This window comes from Streptomyces sp. NPDC001851, from assembly GCF_040297165.1.
Classification (GTDB): domain Bacteria; phylum Actinomycetota; class Actinomycetes; order Streptomycetales; family Streptomycetaceae; genus Streptomyces.
The window spans coordinates 1-1066 of sequence record NZ_JBEOYR010000099.1 but is presented as its reverse complement, the minus strand read 5'-3'; the positions used below and the strand labels follow the sequence as shown (position 1 = coordinate 1066).

The following is a 1066-nucleotide window of genomic DNA, read 5'->3' as shown; positions in this document are numbered from 1 at the left end:
ATAAATCTCATTTGAAATATTAGATTAAATAGTGTGTCAAAATAAGAATTAACAAATGCAAAACAAATTTATATCAATACAAACATTCAATAAACAAAATAAATGCAGTATAAAAAACCAGTGAATTTAAGGAATGACATTAAAAGTAACAGCCGCTAACAGACAACCCCGCCGGCGCATGAAATTGTTATGTTATAACAAAAACACCCTTTCCTTTTATGCTGGTTAACCTTATGGCTAAGACGGACCTTTTGAACACCCGGTTATCTCGCCGCAGAATGATGTTGGCAGGGTTGGCGGCCCTGGCGCTGAACGGCGCCGTTTCCCCGCTGGCTCACGCCCACGGCCTGCCACGTCCCAAAAAGCAGAACGGCCCTCAGGGGGCGCGAAAAAGATTCCTGGTCATGTTGGATCCCGGTCATGGCGGCATCGACTCCGGCGCCATTGGCCACACCGGTTCGCTGGAAAAACATGTCGTTCTGGAGATCGCCAGAAATGTGCGTGCACAGCTTGATCGACACGGCATCGATGCCCGCCTGACGCGCGACAGCGACGTTTTTATTCCGCTGTACGATCGGGTGGAGATCGCGCACCGGCATGGCGCCGATCTTTTCATGTCCATCCACGCCGACGGCTTTACCTGCCCCAGTGCCTGCGGCGCGTCGGTTTTTGCGCTTTCCAATAAAGGCGCCAGCAGCGCGATGGCGAAATACTTATCGAACAGTGAAAACGCGGCGGACGATCTCGCCGGCCCCAACGTCATCAAGAAAGATCGCTATTTGCAGAAGATACTGTTTGATTTGGAGCAGACGGAAACGATCAAAGAGAGCCTGGCGCTGGGCTCGCACCTGATTCAGCATATTGCGCCCATCCATCATTTGCATGCCAAAAATACCGAACAGGCGGCCTTCGTGGTCTTAAAGTCCCCGTATATTCCTTCCGTCTTGGTGGAAACCTCTTTCATCACCAACCCTGAGGAAGAAAGGCTGCTCGGCACCCCCGCCTTCCGAAATAAAATTGCCACGGCGATCGCTCAGGGGATCGTCAGTTACTTTAAACGCGAAAC

The 1066-nt window shown here is 50.8% G+C and carries 1 protein-coding gene; it reads left to right on the top strand.

Going from position 1 to position 1066, the window contains the following annotated elements:
- Positions 1-233: 233 nt before the first annotated feature.
- The coding region (gene amiA, locus ABT171_RS41755) for an N-acetylmuramoyl-L-alanine amidase AmiA (protein ID WP_351252203.1) at positions 234-1066 on the top strand (833 nt) is incomplete at its 3' end.